Here is an 18964-nt window from a genome sequence, read left to right as displayed (position 1 = left end):
TCTGCGGAATTACCGATAGATAATGTCCTCACGGGCCGGGCCATTGGAAACGATCTTGACCGGCACACCGATTGCTTTTTCCGCAAACTCAATATATCTGCGGGTATTCTCCGGGAGGTCTTCATACTTCTTGATGCCGCGGATATCGCATTTCCAACCGGGCAGCGTCTCCAGGATCGGCTTGCAGCGCTTCAGCTGCGCCGTCGGCGGGAAGGTATCGATCCGCTTGCCGTCCAATTCATAGGCCACGCACACGGGGATCTCATCTAAATATCCCAACGCATCCAGCACGGTAAACGCAATGCAGGTGGCTCCCTGCGCCTGGCAGCCGTAGCGGGTCGCAACCAGATCGAGCCATCCCATCCGGCGCGGGCGGCCAGTCGTCGCGCCGTATTCGCCGCCGTCTCCTCCTCTGCGGCGCAGCTCATCGGCCTCTTCGCCAAAGATCTCGCTGACAAATTCGCCTGCGCCCACGGCGCTGGAATACGCTTTTACCACGGTGATGACTTCCTGGATGGAATAAGGTGGCACGCCCGCGCCCACAGCCCCATAGCCGGCCAGCGTGGAACTGGAGGTCACCATCGGATAGATGCCGAAGTCCGGGTCCTTCAATGCGCCAAGCTGTCCTTCCAGCAAGATGTGCTTCCCATCCTTGACCGCCTGGTGCAGAAGCGTGAAGGTGTCCGCCACATAGGGCGCCAGCATCTCTTTATACTCCATCAGTTTCTCATACAGGTCCTCTGCCTTTAACTCGGGCTGATGGTACAAATCCCTATATAATACGTTTTTCAGATCGAGAACATGCGCGATTTTCTCCATGATACTGGCTTTATCATCATAGAGCTCACTGACCTGAAAACCGATTTTTGCAAACTTATCGGAATAGAACGGCGCGATTCCGGATTTCGTGGAACCAAAGGACTTCGACGAAAGACGCGCTTCCTCCATGGAATCGAGTTCCACATGGTACGGCATGACCACCTGGGCCCGGTCGGAAACCAAAATCTTCGGCTTCGGAACACCGCGTTCCTCCAAAGACTGGAGTTCTTTGATGAAATTCTCCACACTCAATGCCACGCCGTTGCCGATGATGTTTGTGATGTGATCATAAAACACGCCGGACGGGAGCTGGTGCAGCGCAAATTTCCCATAGTTGTTGATGATGGTATGGCCCGCATTGCTGCCGCCCTGAAAACGAACCACAATATCGGATTCCGCTGCCTTTACATCGGTAATTTTCCCCTTACCTTCGTCGCCCCAATTGGCGCCCACAATTGCTGTTACCATAAATAATACACCTGCCTTTTCAATCTAAAAACATCCGTGCAAAACCAAGTCCGCCGCCTCCCGGGAAATTCCCGCAAGGGGGCGGCGGCCAAACTCCGCACATCGGTGGTTTATACGTTAATCTCTGCCTTTTCCGTTGGCACAAACGCATATTTGTCCAAAATAGGACGGACTGTATTCTGAATAAACTCCTCCGTCTGCATCGGCGCACAGCCCACATATTTCTCCGGGCTGACAATCGTATGCAGTTCGTCGAGCGTAACGCCAAAGATCGGGTCCCCGGCGATGCGCGCAAGCAAGTCGTTCTCCCCGCCCTCTTCTTTCACAACCTTGGAAGCGGCCATGGAGTGCACACGGATGTGCTCATGCAGCTGCTGGCGGTCGGCGCCGCGCTTGACGGCGTCCATCATGATGTTCTCCGTCGCCATAAAGGGCAATTCCCGGCGCAAATGCTGCTCGATCACCTTTGGATATACGACCAGGCCGTCCGCCACATTGTTGTACAAATTCAAGATACCGTCCACCGCCAGGAATCCCTCCGGGACGCTGAGGCGCTTGTTCGCGGAATCGTCCAACGTACGCTCAAACCACTGGGTTGCCTCCGTGATCGCCGGATTCAAGCTGTCCGTAATCACATAGCGCGCCAGGGAAGCGATGCGCTCGGAACGCATCGGGTTGCGCTTATACGCCATGGCAGAAGAACCGATCTGGTTCTTTTCAAACGGCTCTTCCACCTCTTTCAAATGCTGCAACAGGCGGATATCGTTGGAGAATTTTGCCGCGCTCTGTGCAATTCCGCTCAGGATGGACAAGATCTGGCTGTCCAGCTTACGGGAATACGTCTGCCCGGAGACGGCAAAACATGCGCGATAGCCCATCTTCTCCGCGATCTTCTGATCCAGCTGCTTTACCTTTTCATAGTCGCCGTCAAACAGCTCCAAGAAGCTGGCCTGCGTGCCGGTGGTCCCTTTCGAGCCCAACAGCTTCGCCTTGCTCAGCTGGTATTCCACATCCTCCAGATCCATCAGCAGATCCTGGATCCAGAGCGTAGCGCGCTTGCCCACCGTGGTCGGCTGGGCAGGCTGGAAATGGGTGAACGCCAGGGTTGGCAGATACTTATACTGCATTGCGAAATCCGAAAGCACGCGGATCACGCCCACCAACTTCTGACGGACCAACTGCAATGCCTCGGTCATGATGATGACGTCCGTATTGTCCCCCACATAGCAGGAGGTTGCGCCCAAATGGATGATCGCGCGCGCCTTCGGGCATTGCTCGCCATATGCATAGACATGGGACATCACGTCGTGGCGCACCACTTTTTCACGCGCTTCCGCTACCTCATAGTTGATGTCCTCCGCGTGGGCCTTCAGTTCGTCGATCTGCTCCTGGGTGATGGGAAGTCCCAGCTCTTTTTCCGTTTCCGCCAAAGCAATCCAGAGTTTCCGCCACGTGCGGAACTTTTTATCGGGAGAAAATAGGAACTTCATCTCGGCATCCGCATACCGCGCGGACAGCGGCGACTCATACGTATTCTTCAAATTGACAACCTCCATCAATCTCTTCTGATCGGCACACAATATTTATTTTCTTTCGATGCCATGGAATGGCTTGGAACAGCAGCCGGATAACGCCCAGAGAAGCAGGCATCACAGTAATGCCCACAATCGCTCTCTACCCCCAACATCTTCGGCAGATTTTCCAACGCCAGGAACTCAATGGAGTCTGCAAAGCTCATCTTGCCGATCTCCTCAATCGTATGCTTACAGGCGATCAGCTCATCTTTGGAGGGGATGTCCGTCCCGTAATAGCAGGGCCAAAGGAACGGCGGGGAACTGATGCGCAGATGGACTTCCTTTGCACCGGCATCCTTGAGCATGGACACAATCCGCGCGCATGTCGTACCACGCACAATGGAGTCGTCCAGCATTACGACGCGTTTCCCTTTGACTGCCGTGCCCAGGGCGTTCAGTTTGATGCGCACGCTGCGTTCCCGCGAAGCCTGATCCGGCTTGATGAAGGTACGCCCGATATAGCTGTTTTTGACAATGCCCTTCTGGTAGGGGATGCCGGACTCCTCGCTATATCCAATCGCTGCGTCGATACCGGACTCGGGCACGCCGATCACCATATCGGCTTCCACGGGATGCTGGCGAGCCAACAGGCGCCCGGCCTCTTTGCGTGCCTCGTAGACGCTGATGCCATCCACCACGCTGTCCGTACGGGCAAAATAAATGTATTCAAACACGCAAAGGGATTTTGCAGCTTTATTGGGGAGCGTCATCGAGCGGAGGCCGTCTTTATCCGCCACGACAATTTCACCGGGCTCCACATCACGCACGAACTCTGCCCCACACGCATCAAGCGCACAGGTCTCCGAAGCAAACACATAGCTGTTCTCCACGCGGCCAATGCAGAGCGGACGGAACCCGTTCGGGTCGCGTACGGCAATCAATTTTTGGGGGCTCATCACAATCATGGAATAGGACCCCTGAACCTTCGGCATCGCACGGTAGACCGCCTCCTCTATGGAGGGGGCCTTCACGCGCTCCCGCGCGATGAGGTAGGCAATCACTTCTGAATCAATCGTGGTTTGAAAAATGCAGCCGCGATGCTCCAGTTCATGCCGGAGCTCATAGGCATTGCTCAGGTTTCCATTGTGTGCAATCGCCAACGTTCCCTTGATGTATCGCATGACAAGCGGCTGGGAGTTTTCCCGGACGCTCGCGCCCGCGGTGGAATACCGCACATGGCCGACAGCGATCTGGCCCTTCAATTCCCGCAGAATTTTATCATTGAAGGTCTCCGTCACCAATCCCATATCTTTATAACAGGAAATGACCCCCTGGTCGTTTACGGCAATGCCGCAGCTCTCTTGCCCTCTGTGCTGGAGGGCCAAGAGCCCGTTGTATGTGGCATATGCAGGGTTCAATGCGCCATCCATCGAATAGACGCCGAATACACCGCACTCCTCATGCGGTTTCGAATAATCAAACTCCATTACAGAACCGTTCAAAAGCTCACCGTCCTAATCAAATTATGGATTGTCAAACGAACCGGCCGGGCAAGCGCTTAAAGCCCGATGCGCTTCATCATCTCGGCATACGCCTCTTCTACGCCGCCCAAATCTCTGCGGAAGCGGTCCTTATCCAGCTTCTCATGGGTATGGACATCCCAGAAGCGGCAGGTGTCCGGGGAAATCTCATCGGCAAGGACAATTTCGCCATCTGCCGTCTTTCCGAATTCCAGCTTAAAGTCGACCAAAATAACATCGAGCTTCTTGAAGTATTCCTTCATCACCTCGTTGACCTTGAACGCCATCGCCTTGATGGTGTCGATCTCTTCCTGGGTGGCCAGGCCGAGCGCCAAAGCGTGATAATCATTGATCAGCGGGTCGCCGAGGTCGTCGTTCTTATAGGAAAACTCGATGGTCGGCTGGGCAAACTCGATGCCCTCCTCCACGCCGTAACGCTTTGCAAAAGAACCAGCGGAAAGGTTGCGGATAATCACTTCCAGCGGGACGATCGAAACCTTTTTCACCAAGGTCTCGCGGTCGCTCAGTTCCTCAACAAAGTGGGTCTTAACACCGTGTTTTTCCAACAGCTGGAACATGAAGTTGGACATGCGGTTGTTTACCACGCCCTTGCCGACAATCGTGCCCTTTTTCTGGCCATTAAACGCAGTTGCGTCATCCTTATAATCAACAATGCACAGATTCGGATCATCTGTTGCAAACACCTTTTTTGCTTTTCCCTCATAAATCTGCTCACACTTTTTCATGATGAAAATCCTCCTAGTTCGATTCAATTTAAAAAGTCGGGAAACAGGCATTGCCGGGGGTAAAAGCCCCCGGCGCAGACCGGTTTAGATAAAGTTTAAGAAGCTGGATACCGTCGTAATATCGATGACCGACAGTTGCGTCGTCTCCACGTGCTGCGCGCAGGTCAGGAATGCATTCGCGGTGTCCAACGAGGTCAAGCACGGGATGCCGGCCTCTACTGCATTGCGGCGGATGAGATAGCCGTCGCGGTTATGCGCTACGCCCTTCGAAGGCGTGTTGATGACCAGGTCGATCTTTCCGGACAGGATCACATCCAGAATGTCCGGCTTCCCGGCGCCGATCTTATTGGTACGGATGGTGGGAATGCCATTGTCATTCAGGAAATCGGACGTGCCCGCCGTGGCATAGATCGTCCAGCCCAGCTCATACAAGCCACGTGCAATCGGCAGGACTTCCTGTTTATCGCTGTTCTTAACCGTGATAATGACACGGCCCTTTTTAATCATGTGGGTGCCCGCGCCGTAGAATGCTTTGATCATCGCCTCGTCAAAGGTCCGGGCCACGCCCAGGACCTCGCCGGTGGATTTCATCTCCGGCCCGAGGTTGACATCCGCTCCATACAGCTTTTCGAAAGAGAACACCGGCATCTTGATGGCAATGAGCTCTTTTTCGGGCTGCAATCCATATTCATAGCCCATCTCCGGCAAGGTCTTCCCGAAGAAGGTTCCGACCGCCAGCGGGACGATTGGGATATCGGTCACCTTGCTGATGTAGGGGACCGTACGGGACGAACGCGGATTGGCCTCGATCACATAGACCTGGTTGTCCTTCACAATAAACTGAATATTCAGCAGGCCCTTGACCTTGAGCGCCTTCGCCAGGCGGCGGGTGTACTCGACGATGATGTCCTGCATTTCCTTGCTCACATCCACCGCGGGATAGACCGAAATGCTGTCGCCGGAGTGTACGCCAGCGCGTTCGATGTGCTGCATGATACCCGGGATCACCGAGTCGATTCCGTCGCACACCGCATCGACTTCCACTTCCGTGCCCATGATATATTTATCGACCAGAATCGGGTGCTCCTGTGCAATCTGGTTGATGGCGCCGATGTCTTCGATCACATCCTCGTCGCTGTAGGCGATGTGCATCCCCTGGCCGCCGAGCACATAGGACGGGCGCACCAGGACCGGGTATCCCAGCTCATTCGCAGCGGCAAGCGCCTCCGCACAGGTGAATACCGTGCGGCCTGCGGCGCGCGGGATCTCGCACTCGTTCAAGATCGCATCAAAACGCTCGCGGTCCTCCGCTGCGTCGATGCTGTCAAACGAGGTGCCCAAAATCGGGATTCCCATCTTTTCGATGGCGCCGGCCAGTTTAATCGCCGTCTGGCCGCCAAACTGCACCACCGCGCCGTCGGGCTTCTCCAACTGCACGACATGGAGCACATCTTCAGGGGTCAGCGGTTCAAAATAGAGCTTGTCCGCAATGTCGAAGTCCGTGCTGACGGTCTCCGGGTTGTTGTTCATGATGATGGTCTCATAGCCGAGGTCGCGCAGCGCCCAAACGCTGTGGACGGAGCAGAAGTCAAACTCGATGCCCTGCCCGATGCGGATCGGGCCGGAACCGATGACCAGCACCTTCTTGCGGTCCTTCTGGCAGATGGACTCGTTCTCCGAACCGTAGCTGGAATAATAGTAAGGCGTTGCAGCATCGAATTCCGCCGCGCAGGTATCGACCATCTTATAGACGGGCTTGATGTTCCATTCATCTTCCAACTTGCGGATCTCTTCGATGCTCTTCCCGCTGAGTTCCGAAATCGTCTCATCCAAGAAGCCGTAGTCCTTCGCCCTGAACAGCAACGCCCGGTCAAGCTCTTCGGAAGCGAGCGCTTTTTCCACATTGACGATGGAAACCAGCTTGTCCAGGAACCACAGGTCGATCTTTGTGATGTCGTGGATCTCCTTCGCCGTAAAGCCACGGCGCAGTGCCTCCGCCAAGACGAACAGGCGGCGGTCGTCTACGACGTGCAGGCGCTCACCGATCGCATCGTCGCTCAAGCCCTTGAGGTTCTTATCGATCAGGCTCATCATGTTGACTTCCAAGCAGCGCACGGACTTCATCAGCGCGCCCTCGAACGTCGGGGCAATGCCCATGACCTCGCCGGTCGCCTTCATCTGGGTGCCCAGCAGGCGCTTAGCATTTTGGAATTTATCGAACGGCCACTTCGGGATTTTCACGACGCAATAGTCCAGCGTCGGCTCGAAGCAGGCGTAGGTTTTCTTGGTGATCGCATTGGGGATTTCGTCCAGCGTGTATCCCAGCGCAATCTTGGAGGCCACCTTTGCGATCGGATAGCCCGTCGCTTTGGAAGCCAACGCCGAGGAGCGGCTCACACGCGGGTTGACCTCGATGACGCAGTATTCAAAGCTATTGGGGTTCAGGGCAAACTGCACGTTGCAGCCGCCTTCGACGCCCAGCTCCGTGATAATATCCAGCGCCGCGCTGCGCAGCATCTGGGTTTCCTTATCCGCCAGCGTCTGGCAGGGCGCCACTACGATCGAGTCGCCGGTGTGCACGCCCACCGGGTCGAAGTTTTCCATATTACAAACGGTGATGCAGTTGCCGTTCTTATCCCGCATCACTTCGTATTCAATCTCTTTCCAGCCGGAGATGCAGCGCTCGATCAGAACCTGATGCACGCGGCTGCGGTGCAGGCCCAAGGACGCGATAGAAATCAGCTGTTCGCGGTCATACGCAATGCCGCCGCCGCTGCCGCCGAGGGTATACGCCGGGCGAACCACCACCGGGTAACCGATGCGCTCCGCCACCTGCAAGGCGCGATCCAGGTCCTCCGCGATTTCACTCTCCGCACAGGGCTGGTGGATGCGCTCCATCGCCTCTTTGAAGAGCTCGCGGTCCTCCGCCATGCGGATCGTATCGGCGCTGGTGCCGATCATCGTGACATTGTGCTCCTTCAGGAAGCCGGATTCCTCCAGCTCTACCGCCAGGTTCAGCGCGTTCTGGCCGCCCAGGGTCGGCAGGATGCTGTCCGGCTTTTCTTTGATAATGACCTTTTTGATGGTCTCCACGGTCAGCGGTTCGATGTACACTTTATCGGCGATCTGCTTGTCCGTCATGATCGTCGCCGGGTTGGAGTTGATCAGGACGACTTCCACGCCCTCTTCCCGGATCGCGCGGCACGCCTGCGTGCCCGCATAGTCGAATTCCGCCGCCTGGCCGATGATAATCGGGCCGGAGCCGATGATGACAACCTTTTTGATATTTGGATTCTTGCTCATATACGGCTCCCTCCCATCAGATCGATAAATTTGTCAAACAGGAACCCGGTGTCCAGCGGGCCGGAAGAAGCTTCCGGATGGAACTGTACCGTAAAGACCCGGCCGTTTTTATAACGCAGGCCTTCCACGCTGCCGTCGTTCATGCTGACAAAGCTGACGTCCGCAACAGCGGGATCGACGGTGTCCGCATTGACGACAAAGCCGTGGTTTTGGGAAGTGATGTATACACGGTTGGCTTCGAGGTCTTTCACCGGATGGTTGATCCCTCTGTGGCCATATTTCAATTTATAGGTGTCGAAGCCCTGCGCCAGCGCCATCAGCTGGTGGCCGAGGCAGATGCCGAAAATCGGGAGGCCGTGGTTATACAACCGCTTGAGCTCCTCAATGGATTTGACACACGCCTGCGGGTCGCCAGGGCCGTTGCTCAGCATAACGCCATCCGGGGAGAATGCCAGAATCTCCTCCATCGAGGCGTCATAAGGGAAGCATTTAACTGTACAGCCGCGCTTGACCAAACAGCGGATGATGTTGTGTTTGACGCCGTAGTCGGCCAGGGCCACACGGATGGGGCCGTCGCCATAGACCTTTCCCTCCCGGTCGCTGACCTCCGGCACGTAGGACTTCAGCACAAACGCGTCGATCTGCTTCTTCATCGCAGCCAGGTCGATCGCCTCGCCATAAGAGATCATGCCACGCATCGTACCGCTTTCACGCAGAACACGGGTGAGCGCGCGGGTATCAATGCCGCACATGCCGGGCACTTTATTCTGCTTTAAATAGGTGTCCAGATCCACATCACAGCGGAAATTGCTGGCAATGCCGGAGACGGAGCGAACGATAAACGCGCCCAGCCACGGCTTTGTGGACTCCGCATCGTCGTAGCAGATGCCGTAGTTTCCGATCAGCGGGAAGGTCATCACAACGCCTTGGCCAGCGTACGATGGGTCTGTGAGCAGCTCGGTGTAGCCACACATGGCCGAGTTGAACACAACTTCGCACAGGACGTCGTGCTCATAGCCGAAACCCGTGCCCTCAAATGTCATGCCATTTTCGAGCATAAGGAGTGCTTTCATTCAATCACCAACCGTTTCTAAAATAATAAATTCCCAAATCCCTATCTTGTATATTTACAGTCAAGCAGCCCCGACTTACATTTAAGCGGGGCGCTCGACCACAAAGCAATAATTTAGCCGGCAAAGGCTGCTACGATCTTCGCCAGCGCCTTCTCCGTATTTTCTTTTGTATTAAAGGAGGTCAGGCGGAAGAAGCCTTCCCCATTCGCACCAAATCCGGAGCCCGGCGTACCGACCACGCCGCACTTCTCCAGCAGCATGTCAAAGAATTCCCAGGAGGAAACCCCCTGCGGCGTCTTGAGCCATACATAGGGGGAGTGCTCGCCGCCATAGACTGTGAAGCCCGCCTTTTTCAAGCCCTCGCGGATGATCTTTGCATTGTTGAGGTAATAGGCGATGTTCTCACGGACTTCCTTCTTGCCTTCCTCGGAATAAACCGCCTCTGCGCCGCGCTGGACGACATACGAAACGCCGTTCATCTTGGTGGACTGGCGGCGGTCCCAGAGCTTATTCAAAGATACGCCGTCGTATTCGAGCTCCTTCGGGATCACGCTAAATGCGCAGCGTGTGCCGGTAAAGCCCGCCGTCTTGGAAAAGCTGCGGAATTCGATTGCGCACTTCTTGGCCCCTTCGATCTCAAAAATGCTGTGGGGCATGTCCGGATCGGTGATAAATGCTTCATATGCCGCGTCATAGAGAAGGATGGATTGATTCTCCAACGCATAATCCACCCATTTTTTCAAAGCTTCCTTTGTAATTCCCACTCCGGAGGGATTGTTTGGGAAACACAGATAGATCATGTCCACCGGCTGCTGCGGGATCTCCGGCAAGAAGCCGTTTTCCTCCTTGCAGGGCATGTACACAATCTTGCTCCAACCCTTGCCCTCTACGTAGTCGCCCGCACGTCCGGCCATGACGTTGGTGTCCACATAGACCGGGTAGACTGGGTCGCACACCGCGACGACATTGTCCACGCCAAAGATGTCGCCGATGCTGCCGGTGTCGCTCTTCGCGCCGTCGCTGACAAAAATCTCATCCGCAGAAATATCAATCCCGCGGGCCTGAAAATCATTTTTTGCGATTGCCTCACGGAGGAACGCATAACCCGCTTCGGGGCCATAGCCGCGGAACGTCTCCGCTTCGCCCATCTCCTTCGCAGCGGCACACATCGCCTCGACGACTGCCTTTGGCAGCGGACGGGTCACGTCGCCGATCCCCAGACGGATGATCTCCTGCTCCGGGTGCTCCTTCATAAAGGCGTTCACCTTATTGTTGATGTCCACAAACAGATAGCTGGCAGGAAGCTTGACAAAATTCTCATTGACTTTCAGCAAATCGAAAACCTCCTAAAATTCGTTTTAGCGTACAGAATGTCCAATACGATATTATATCAGATTTCGACAGTTCCGTCAAAGACAAAAGCGGCAGGGCCTTCCATATAAACGTCGTCCGTATCCGGATCCCAGAAAACATGCAGATCGCCGCCGCGCAAATGCACCGTCACATCACGGTCCGCCTTTCCGGTCAACACAGAGGCCACCGCACAGGCACACGCGCCCGTTCCGCAGGCGAGGGTCTCGCCGGACCCGCGCTCCCAGACGCGCATCTGCACTTCATGCGGACCGGTCACCTGTGCAAATTCGATATTGGCACGCTCCGGGAACATCGCGTGCTTTTCCATCTCTGGGCCAATTGCGGGCAGATCCAATCCCTCCACATCGTCAACAAAGATCACTGCGTGCGGGTTTCCCATCGAAACACAGGTGACCCTCCACACGTTTCCAGAGGGCGTATACACCTCTTCGTCCACCATGCGGTCCTTTGAAAACAAGACCGGAATTTTTTCCGGGTCCAGCTCTGGCTGCCCCATATTGACGCGCACCGAAGCGACCTTTCCATCCTCCACACGCAGCTGCAAGGTTTTCACACCACTGCGGGTTTCCACACGCAGGACGTCCTTTTTCACAAGCCCGCGGTCGTAGACATATTTCGCCACACAGCGGATGCCGTTTCCACACATCTTCCCTATGGAACCGTCCGCGTTGAACATCTCCATGCGGCAGTCTGCCACGTCGGATGGCAAAATCAAGATCAGCCCATCGGAGCCGATTCCAAACCGGCGGTCGCTCAGTTTAACCGCCGCTTCTGAAGGGTTTTCCAGCTTCTCCTCAAAGCCGTTGACATAGATATAGTCGTTTCCGGTGCCGTGCATTTTTGTAAATTTCATGGGACTGTCCTCCTGGCAAGAAAAGTTTCAATTACTCAAGATACTGCGTTCCAGAACGACGCTTCTCTTCAGGAACACCGCGCAGCTTCATCAGAAACCGTTGGAGACACATTCTCTTACTAAGACATATTTATGCAAATTGGAAGCACGTATTCAATGCATCAAACACCGTCATCGCTGTCTCAGATAATATTTCCAGAGCACATGCTCCGCATTTACAGAAACCAGTGGGCCGCAGGCTCAGGTCCACTGCTCCTTCCGGCATGGTTCAAATTTCCAACCATTATATGGCTCACTGCGTCCCGTTTCCAAGCCGTCCGCTACAAAACATTAAAATTTGTTCAAATACCGCTCGATTTCCCACTGGGACACACGCGTGGTATATTCTTTCCACTCCTGCCGTTTGGCCTCCACATATTTTGTATAAACATGATCGCCCAATACCTCACGGATAAAGGGATCGGCCTCCATGCACTCCACTGCGTCGATCAGATCGGCGGGCAGGTTCTCAATGCCCAGCTTCTTACGGTCCTCTTCTTTCATGTCGTAAATGTTCGCACTGACCGGCGGGGGCGGGGTCATCCCTTCGCGGATCCCCTCCAGGCCCGCTTGCAGCAGCACGGCAAAGACGAGGTACGGGTTGCACGCCGGGTCCGGGGAACGCAATTCCACGCGTGTCCCCACCCCGCGGGTGTCCGGAACGCGGATCAGGGCGCTGCGGTTGCAGGTCGTCCAGGCGATATAGCAGGGCGCTTCATAGCCGGGGACCAAGCGCTTATAGGAATTGACCAGCGGATTGGTGATCGCGCTGATGCTCTTGACATGCTTGCAGATGCCAGCGATGAACTGATGGGCGATTTCGCTCAGGCCGGATTCCGAATCCGGGTCGTAGAACGCGTTCTTTCCATCTTTAAAAAGGGACATGTTGGTATGCATACCGGAACCGCACTGGCCATAGACCGGCTTTGGCATAAACGTCGCGCACAGGCCGTGGGAATCGGCTGCCGATTTTACCACCATCTTAAAGGTGAGGATGTTGTCTGCCGCAGAGAGCGCTTCGCTGTATTTAAAGTCGATCTCGTGCTGTGCGATCGCCACCTCATGGTGGGAAGCCTCAATCTCAAATCCCATGTCCTCGAGGGTCAGGCAAATATCGCGGCGGCAGCTCTCACCCAAATCGGACGGCCCCATATCAAAATAACCCGCCGTGTCATGAGTGATGGTGGTGGGATGGCCATACTCGTCGGTGTTGAACAGGAAGAATTCGCACTCCGGCCCCACGTTGAAGCTGTATCCCATGTCCGCCGCATCTTGGATCGCTTTGCGCAGGATGTAGCGCGGGTCCCCTTCAAACGGCGTGCCGTCCGGCTTGTAGACGTCGCAGATCAGCCGGGCAATCTTCCCGTGCCGGGTGTGCCAGGGCAAGATGACAAAGGTGTCCAGATCCGGCCAGAGATACATATCGGACTCCTCAATACGCACAAAGCCCTCGATGGAAGAGCCGTCGAACATACACTTGTTATCCAGTGCTTTTTCCACCTGGCTGGTCGTAATGGCCACATTCTTCAAGGTGCCGAAAATGTCCGTAAATTGCAGCCTGACAAATTTCACGTCATTTTCCCGGATAATCCGGATGATGTCCTCCTTGGTGTATTTGCTCAAAACCATATCCCCCTAAAAATAAAAATAACAAGGCTGTTCCTGTTTACAGAACCTCCTTGTCCCATCTTTATTTGGCCGCACCCGGCCATACAATTATTGTCTTTATTTTATTCTATTTGCAAAGTCGTGTCAATCATTTTCATCGTGATGTCCCCGATTCATATTTATGCACAAATTTCCGGATGGAATCGGTCGTTTTCCGGTGAAACGGCAGTGATTTTGCAATATTCATCTTCCGTTCCTGCAAAACAATCAAAAAATTTGATTTTTTCGGCCATAAAATCTTGAAATATTGGTATTCCTATGCTAAACTGTTGAAGTAAAAAAATTGTGTGTGCAGGCTGGCGCCGTTTTCCGTCATCCGAAGCGGTTCCAAAGCGGTATGAATATATACCTTGACCGTTGCCCGCCGCGCAGTTGCAAACGCTTACAGAATCTATTTTGTATAGGAGGCTTCATCATTATGTCCTATGTCAGTGAACAGTTGGAAAAAGTCGTCCGCCTCAACCAGAGCGAGCCGGAATTCATCCAGGCCGTCACAGAAGTGCTCAACTCCCTGGAGCCTGTGATCGAGCAGAACCCGCAGTATGAGAAGGCCGGTATCCTTGAGCGCATTACCGAACCGGAGCGCCAGATCAAATTCCGCGTCGCTTGGGTAGACGACAACGGCAAGGTGCAGGTCAACCGCGGCTACCGCGTACAGTTCAATTCCGCAATCGGACCCTACAAGGGCGGCTTGCGTTTCCATCCGTCCGTAAACCTTGGCATCATCAAGTTCCTCGGCTTTGAGCAGATCTTCAAGAACTCCCTGACTGGCCTGCCGATCGGCGGCGGCAAGGGCGGCTCCGACTTCGACCCGAAGGGCAAGTCTGACCGCGAGATCATGGCGTTCTGCCAGAGCTTTATGACGGAGCTGTACCGTCACATTGGCCCGGACACCGACGTTCCGGCTGGTGACATTGGCGTAGGCGGCCGTGAAATCGGCTACCTGTTCGGCCAGTATAAGAGAATCCGCAATGCTTATGAGGGCGTGCTCACCGGCAAGGGCCTGAACTTCGGCGGTTCCCTGGCTCGTACGGAAGCTACCGGCTACGGCCTGCTGTATTTCACAGACGCGATGCTGAAGGCAAACGGCAAGAGCATCGCTGGCTCCACCATCGCGATTTCCGGCGCTGGCAACGTGGCCATCTATGCATGTGAGAAAGCACAGCAGATGGGCGGCAAGGTTGTCACCATGAGCGATTCCACCGGCTGGATCTATGATCCGGAAGGCATCGACCTGGCTGCAATCAAGGAGATCAAGGAAGTCAAGCGTGCACGCCTGACCGAGTACAAGAACTATCGTCCGAACTCTGAGTACCACGAGGGCAAGGGTGTTTGGAGTGTCAAGTGCGACATTGCTCTGCCGTGCGCAACGCAGAATGAGCTGCTGATCGACGACGCAAAGGCACTCGTTGCAAACGGCGTCTTCGCTGTTGCGGAGGGCGCAAACATGCCGACCTCCATCGAGGCAACCGAGTATTTCCAGGCAAACGGCGTTCTGTTCGCACCGGGCAAGGCCAGCAACGCAGGCGGCGTAGCAACCTCCGCTCTTGAAATGAGCCAGAACAGCATGCGTCTCTCCTGGAGCTTCGAAGAGGTCGACGCAAAGCTCAAAGGCATCATGGAGAACATCTTCAAGAATGCAGCTGACGCGGCTGAGAAGTATGGCCACGCAAAGAACTATGTGATGGGCGCGAACATCGCAGGCTTTGTCAAGGTTGCAGACGCGATGCTGGCAGAAGGCGTCATCTAATCGACGGCTTGCAACAAGCTCTGATTTAAATAGGACATTGCCACACTGCTGGCGAGGCGGTGTGGTTTGATTGGCCAACAATATCCGATATTGAAGAAGAAATAGCGGTTTGTGGGTTAGGAAATAGGTACTGGGATTGCAGTACCGCTCCCCTCCTCACAGCCGCTATTTTTTTGTCTCCCTGAGCGGCGTTGCCGCTTGTCTGATGCGAAAATAGATAGAGTAGGTGTAGAATATGGAAAAAGTAACCGGAAACAACGTCCGTTCCCTTTTGAAAAAGCTCTTCCAACGGTACTTCGTAGATGCCATGAGCGCAATGGCGCTCGGCCTTTTCTCTTCCCTTATCATTGGGCTGATTATGTCCCAATTGAGCCAAGTTCCCTTCCTGACCTTTTTGGCCCCTTATTCGGAAATGGCGGCCGCCTCTTCCCCGGTGGTCGGCTCTGCGATTGGTGCGGCAATCGCTTGGGGCTTAAAGGCAAAGCCGCTGGTGGTGTTCTCCTGTGTCGTATGCGGCGCCTTCGGATACCAGGCAGGCGGGCCGGTGGGCGCTTATGTGGCCGCTGTCGTTGGGGCTGAATTTGGGCGCCTTGTAAGCGGCAAAACCAAAGTGGATATTGTCGTGACGCCGATGGTCACCATCATTACCGGCAGCGTGGCCGGGCAGTTTGTTGGCCCCTATATCCAGGAATTTATGAATGGGCTCGGCGCTATCATCAACCAAGCGACGGAACTCTCCCCGCTTCCCATGGGTATCCTGGTATCCGTCATCGTCGGCATGGTGCTCACCGCACCAATTAGCTCCGCCGCACTCTGTATCATGTTGGATCTGAGCGGTTTGGCTGCCGGGGCGGCCGCGGTCGGATGCTCCGCCCAAATGATCGGTTTTGCTGTCGCCAGCTTCCGGGAAAACCGTTGGGGCGGCCTGCTCTCTCAGGGAATCGGTACCTCCATGTTGCAATTCAGTAACATCATGAAAAAGCCACAGATCTGGATTGCTCCCACTTTGGCCAGCGCGGTCCTCGGCCCGATCTCCACCTGCGTGTTCCAGATGACCAATACCGCCACCGGCGCGGGCATGGGAACCAGCGGCCTTGTCGGGCAATTTGGCGCTTTTGCAGCTATGTCTGGAACCGTACCACAGTGGCAAATCCTCCTGGAAATTGTTCTGCTACATTTTATCGCTCCTGCCGCCCTCACTCTCCTCTTTGATTTTGTCCTGCGCAAAATTGGATGGGTCAAAGACGGCGATATGAAAATCAATATTTAACGCCAAGCGGCATCTTTCCTCTTCCCTTCACATACCCTTTTAGGAGGATTGACAAGCAGCTAAAAAGGATATAGAATAATCTAACTTCTTGTCAAATTCTGTATTTTATACATATTGAGGGGTTGCGCATGGACGTTATTTCTTTGATCGGCATTGCCATTGGGCTTTCGATGGACGCATTTGCCGTTTCCATTACAAATGGCGCTGTAACGCGCAATGTGACGTTTGGATTTGCAACAAAGCTTGCGGCAAGCTTTGGGTTATTCCAAGCGGCCATGCCCATGATTGGGTGGGCCGTCGGTAAGGCAGGCGAGGGGTTTATCAGTAAGATTGACCATTGGATTGCCCTGCTCCTTCTGAGTTACATCGGTATCCAAATGCTTCGGGAAGCGAAAAAGAAGCGCAATGAGGGCATTGTGGATTGCCAAAAGGAACCTCCAGGATTCAAAACGATTTTGGCCTTCGCGGTAGCCACCAGTATTGACGCGCTGGCAACCGGCATCATCTTACCAACCGCCGTGGGAGCGTCCACACTTCCCTTAATGCTGGCTTCCGTCGTTTCGATCGGGATGATCACCTTTTTGTTTTCCTTGGTGGGCGTAGGCATCGGCAAAAAATTTGGTTCCCTTTGCTGCGGCAAAGCAGAAATTGTCGGTGGGATTGTTCTCATCGGGATTGGGCTTAAAATCTTTTTGGAACATACCTTTTTTTCTTAAAAAGTGGCTGCTATATAAAAGGCGGTGTTTCTCCGTTTTGACGGAAAAGCACTGCCTTCTTTGTTGCACCTCACGGACTTGAAATTTCCCATGGGTATGATATAATATTAACAATTCAGTATCATGTATATAAATTGGAGGATTGCTCATGTCTGTAAAAGTATTAACTGCAAGAGAGGCTGCGGATCTGATTCCGAACGGCGTCAACCTTGCAACAAATGGTTTCATCGGCGCTTCCTTTCCGGAAGAGATCGCAATTGCAATCGAGCAGCGTTTTTTAGAGACCGGCGCACCGAACGATTTAACCCTGCTTTTCTGCGCCGCACAGGGCGATTCTAAGGATAAAGGGCTCAACCACTTCGCACACGACGGCATGGTCCGCCGCGCCATCGGTGGCCACTGGGGCCTTGCCCCGAAACTCGGCAAGATGGTTGCCGACAATAAGATCATCGCGTATGATTTCCCTCAGGGTGTTACCGCGCATATGTTCCGTGATGCGGCGGCTCACAAGCCCGGTACCTTGACCCATGTGGGCCTCGGTACGTTTGTGGACCCCCGTCTAATGGGCGGCAAGCTGAACGAGCTGACCCGCCAGCAGGAAGATCTGGTGGAGCTGATGGAGATCGGCGGCAAAGAGTATCTCTTCTATAAAAACCAGCCGGTCAACTTCGCTATCATTTCCGGCACATATGCCGATGAAGACGGCAATATCTCCATGGAGCATCTGGGCGTTAAGGCAGAAGCGCTGGTCGTGGCGCAGGCGTGCAAGAACTCCGGCGGTACCGTGGTCGCACAGGTAGAACGCGTGGTTGCATCCGGCTCTCTCGATCCGCAGAAAGTAGAGGTCCCCGGCATCCTCGTGGACGCAGTGGTTGTTGTCAGCGACATGAAGAATCATATGCAGACCTTCGGCACGCAGTACAATCCCGGCTTCTCCGGCGAGCACCGTATGGGCGCTGCGGAGTTCACGCCGGCCCCCATGTCCCCGAAAAAGATCATTGCCCGCCGTGCGGCGATGGAACTGAAAAAGAATGGGATTGTGAACCTCGGTATCGGTATTCCGGAGTACATCTCCTCGGTTGCAACGGAAGAGGGCATCTTGGATCGCTTCACATTGACGGTGGAATCCGGACTGACCGGCGGCAGCCCGCAAAGCGGTCTGGATTTCGGCGCAAGCTTAAATCCCCAGTGCATCATGTCCCAGCCTTCGATGTTTGACTTCTACCAGGGCGGCGGACTGGACCAGGCCTTCCTTGGGTTTGCAGAGGGCGATGAAGAGGGCAACGTAAACGTGTCCAAATTTGGTGTAAAGCTGCCCGGTTGTGGCGGATTCATCGATATCTCGCAAAACGCCAAGCAGGTGTTCTTCTGCGGCACCTTCACGGCTAAGGGGCTAAAGACGGAAGTTTCCGACGGTAAGCTGCACATTTTGTCGGATGGAAGCATCAATAAATTTAAGACGGGCTTGGAGCACATCACCTTCAGCGCTGAGACCGCCAAAAAGAACCAGCAGCCGGTCATGTACATCACCGAGCGCGCTGTATTCCAGCTGACCGACAAGGGCTTGGTCTTGACCGAATATGCACCGGGCGTCGATCTGGAAAAGGACATTTTTGCCCATATGCCGAAGAAGCCGCTGGTATCCCCGGATCTGAAAGAGATGGACGCGCGCATTTTCCGCGAAGAAAAGATGGGCTTGGTCAACGAATAAACTGCATTAGAATGTATTAAAATAGCAAGTAAAAAATCCCTCTGGTAGACGCATTGCCGTTTATGAACTGCCCCAATTAGTGCGGACAGTACAAAAAGCCCCTATGTAGGAAATATTTTGTATTAAGTGAAGTGGCGCTG

Annotated in this window: 13 protein-coding genes; 4 read left to right on the top strand and 9 right to left on the bottom strand. The window is 54.4% G+C overall.

Translation table 11 applies throughout. The features are described 5' to 3' along the window. Positions 1–9: 9 nt before the first annotated feature. The 9 genes from I2G69_RS04260 to I2G69_RS04220 all read right to left on the bottom strand — a co-directional run bounded on the left by I2G69_RS04260 (position 10) and on the right by I2G69_RS04220 (position 13332). Positions 10–1287 (bottom strand): adenylosuccinate synthase, encoded by a 1278-nt coding sequence (locus I2G69_RS04260; RefSeq protein WP_191521287.1) that lies wholly within the window; start codon positions 1285–1287, stop codon positions 10–12. 110 nt (positions 1288–1397) lie between these two features. After that, on the bottom strand, positions 1398–2828 hold the full coding sequence (gene purB, locus I2G69_RS04255) for an adenylosuccinate lyase (RefSeq protein WP_191362884.1): 1431 nt from the start codon (positions 2826–2828) through the stop codon (positions 1398–1400). A gap of 14 nt (positions 2829–2842) precedes the next feature. Then, positions 2843–4288, bottom strand: a complete 1446-nt coding sequence (gene purF, locus I2G69_RS04250) for an amidophosphoribosyltransferase (protein ID WP_195560344.1) — start codon at positions 4286–4288, stop codon at positions 2843–2845. Positions 4289–4359: 71 nt separating this feature from the next. Then, entirely contained in the window at positions 4360–5067 is a 708-nt protein-coding gene (gene purC / locus I2G69_RS04245; protein ID WP_087232450.1) for a phosphoribosylaminoimidazolesuccinocarboxamide synthase, read from the bottom strand. Between the two features lie 84 nt (positions 5068–5151). Beyond that, entirely contained in the window at positions 5152–8370 is a 3219-nt protein-coding gene (gene carB, locus I2G69_RS04240) for a carbamoyl-phosphate synthase large subunit (RefSeq protein ID WP_191405575.1), read from the bottom strand. Continuing rightward, positions 8367–9443: a carbamoyl phosphate synthase small subunit gene (locus I2G69_RS04235; protein WP_087232456.1), complete on the bottom strand. Its 1077-nt coding sequence runs from the start codon at positions 9441–9443 to the stop codon at positions 8367–8369. Before I2G69_RS04235 ends, carB begins: the two co-directional genes overlap by 4 nt. A gap of 113 nt (positions 9444–9556) precedes the next feature. Continuing rightward, positions 9557–10777, bottom strand: coding sequence for an LL-diaminopimelate aminotransferase (locus tag I2G69_RS04230; RefSeq protein ID WP_087232459.1), 1221 nt, complete (start codon positions 10775–10777; stop codon positions 9557–9559). 56 nt (positions 10778–10833) lie between these two features. Then, entirely contained in the window at positions 10834–11670 is an 837-nt protein-coding gene (dapF, locus tag I2G69_RS04225; protein WP_195560269.1) for a diaminopimelate epimerase, read from the bottom strand. Between the two features lie 330 nt (positions 11671–12000). Continuing rightward, positions 12001–13332: a glutamine synthetase family protein gene (locus I2G69_RS04220; RefSeq protein WP_087232465.1), complete on the bottom strand. Its 1332-nt coding sequence runs from the start codon at positions 13330–13332 to the stop codon at positions 12001–12003. Positions 13333–13795: 463 nt separating this feature from the next. Between I2G69_RS04220 and gdhA the strand changes: the two genes are divergently transcribed. The 4 genes from gdhA to I2G69_RS04200 all read left to right on the top strand — a co-directional run bounded on the left by gdhA (position 13796) and on the right by I2G69_RS04200 (position 18824). Continuing rightward, complete coding sequence (gene gdhA / locus I2G69_RS04215; protein ID WP_087232468.1) at positions 13796–15127, top strand: NADP-specific glutamate dehydrogenase; 1332 nt, start codon at positions 13796–13798, stop codon at positions 15125–15127. Positions 15128–15362: 235 nt separating this feature from the next. Then, entirely contained in the window at positions 15363–16397 is a 1035-nt protein-coding gene (locus I2G69_RS04210) for a PTS transporter subunit IIC (RefSeq protein ID WP_191395813.1), read from the top strand. A gap of 128 nt (positions 16398–16525) precedes the next feature. Next, positions 16526–17113 carry a manganese efflux pump MntP gene (locus tag I2G69_RS04205; RefSeq protein ID WP_087232474.1) on the top strand — a complete coding sequence of 196 codons (588 nt, stop codon included), beginning with the start codon at positions 16526–16528 and terminating at the stop codon, positions 17111–17113. A gap of 148 nt (positions 17114–17261) precedes the next feature. Beyond that, positions 17262–18824 carry an acyl CoA:acetate/3-ketoacid CoA transferase gene (locus I2G69_RS04200; RefSeq protein ID WP_087232477.1) on the top strand — a complete coding sequence of 521 codons (1563 nt, stop codon included), beginning with the start codon at positions 17262–17264 and terminating at the stop codon, positions 18822–18824. Positions 18825–18964: the final 140 nt, after the last annotated feature.

The sequence above is a fragment of the Anaeromassilibacillus sp. D41t1_190614_C2 genome (assembly GCF_015558525.1).
Lineage (GTDB): Bacteria > Bacillota > Clostridia > Oscillospirales > Acutalibacteraceae > Anaeromassilibacillus > Anaeromassilibacillus stercoravium.
The sequence above is the reverse complement of the archived record's forward strand: the minus strand, read 5'-3'. Positions and strand labels throughout refer to the sequence as shown.